A 1,622-nucleotide genomic window follows, 5' to 3' on the forward strand; every position below is an offset into this window, starting at 1 on the left:
TGCAAGTCACCAAACAGCGAGCGCTTCCAGCCACCAAAGCTGTGGTAAGCAACGGGGACTGGCAGCGGTATGTTAATACCGACCATTCCCACCTGGATGTGATCAGAGAAATAACGGGCTGCTTCACCGTCGCGGGTAAAAATACAAGTACCGTTGCCGTACTCGTGGGCATTGATCAAATCCATCGCTGCTTGCATTGTGTCAACGCGGACAACTTGCAGTACCGGGCCGAAGATTTCCTCCCGGTAGCTGGTCATTTCCGGTGTTACCCGGTCAATCAGGGTGCAGCCGACAAAGAAGCCATCCGGGTAGCCATCGACAGTTGTCGTGCGGCCATCGACGACGATGGTTGCCCCCTGGCTTTCGGCATGACTGATGTAGTTCAGTACTTTGTCGCGATGGGCACCGGTAATGACCGGGCCAAAGTCGTTGCTGCTATCGGTGTAGGCACCCACTTTCAGGCCTTTCATTGCCTCAGCCATTTTGGCCACTAATGCATCAGCCCCCTGGTCGCCAACCGCTACTGCCACGGATAACGCCATACAACGTTGGCCAGAGGAGCCAAAGGCGGCACCGAGTAATTGGTTGACGGTGTTATCCATATCGGCATCTGGCATGACAATGGCGTGGTTTTTTGCACCACCAAGGGCCTGACACCGCTTGCCATTTTTATTGGCCGTCTGGTAGATGTATTCAGCAACCGGTGTTGAGCCAACGAAACTGACCGCTTTAATACGCTGGTCGTTAAGTAAAGCGTCTACTGCCACTTTATCCCCGTTAACAACATTCATAACGCCGTCAGGTAATCCCGCCTGTTGCAACAGTTCAGCAATAAACAGGGTGGCACCGGGATCCCGCTCAGAGGGCTTCAGAACAAAGCAGTTACCACAGGCAATGGCTATCGGGAACATCCACAGCGGCACCATCACCGGGAAGTTAAACGGGGTGATACCAGCGACCACGCCCAGTGGCTGAAATTCACTCCAGGAGTCGATATTCGGGCCGACGTTTTTGCTGTGTTCGCCTTTTAATAACTCAGGGATAGCGCAGGCGTATTCGACATTTTCAATACCCCGTTGTAATTCACCAGCAGCGTCGTGTGAAATTTTGCCGTGCTCCTGGCCAATAAGTTGACCAATTTTTTCGGCGTGTTGCTCAAGTAATTCCTTGAACTTGAACATGACGCGGGCACGTTTGATGGCCGGTGTATTGCGCCATGCAGGATAGGCGGCTTCAGCCCTGGCGATCGCTTTTGCCACGGTAGCGACGCCAGCCAGTGCCACCTGTTTTTCTGCCTGGCCTGTTGCCGGGTTATAAACCGCCTGGGTGCGTTCAGCATCGTGGACTATTTCACCGTTGATAAAATGACCAATGGTATACATCGATGTCCTCCAAAAATGTTTTTATCGTTCAGGCACGGTTATTAATTTGAGCAGTGTTTTATACCAATTCCACTTTCTGAATATGAACTGCGCAGCCATTTTGAACAGCTGGATCTTCGTTGGAATTCCTCGCAATAGCTCTTGTCATTCCGCCTTGCACAGCTGTCGAAAATGACTTGCTTGATCCAATGGCACTGACTTAAGCGTGAAAGCCTTGCCATAGTTAGTTAAAAGACTTTC

The 1,622-nt window shown here is 51.4% G+C and carries 1 protein-coding gene; it reads right to left on the bottom strand.

What is annotated here, in order from left to right; all coding sequences use genetic code 11:
- A partial coding sequence (locus tag KDK14_RS20970; RefSeq protein WP_257267196.1) for a CoA-acylating methylmalonate-semialdehyde dehydrogenase occupies positions 1-1,382 on the bottom strand: 1,382 nt, incomplete at its 3' end.
- Positions 1,383-1,622: the final 240 nt, after the last annotated feature.

Origin of the sequence: Endozoicomonas sp. ONNA2, from assembly GCF_024606365.1 — a bacterium.
In the GTDB taxonomy this organism is placed as follows: Bacteria; Pseudomonadota; Gammaproteobacteria; order Pseudomonadales; family Endozoicomonadaceae; genus Endozoicomonas.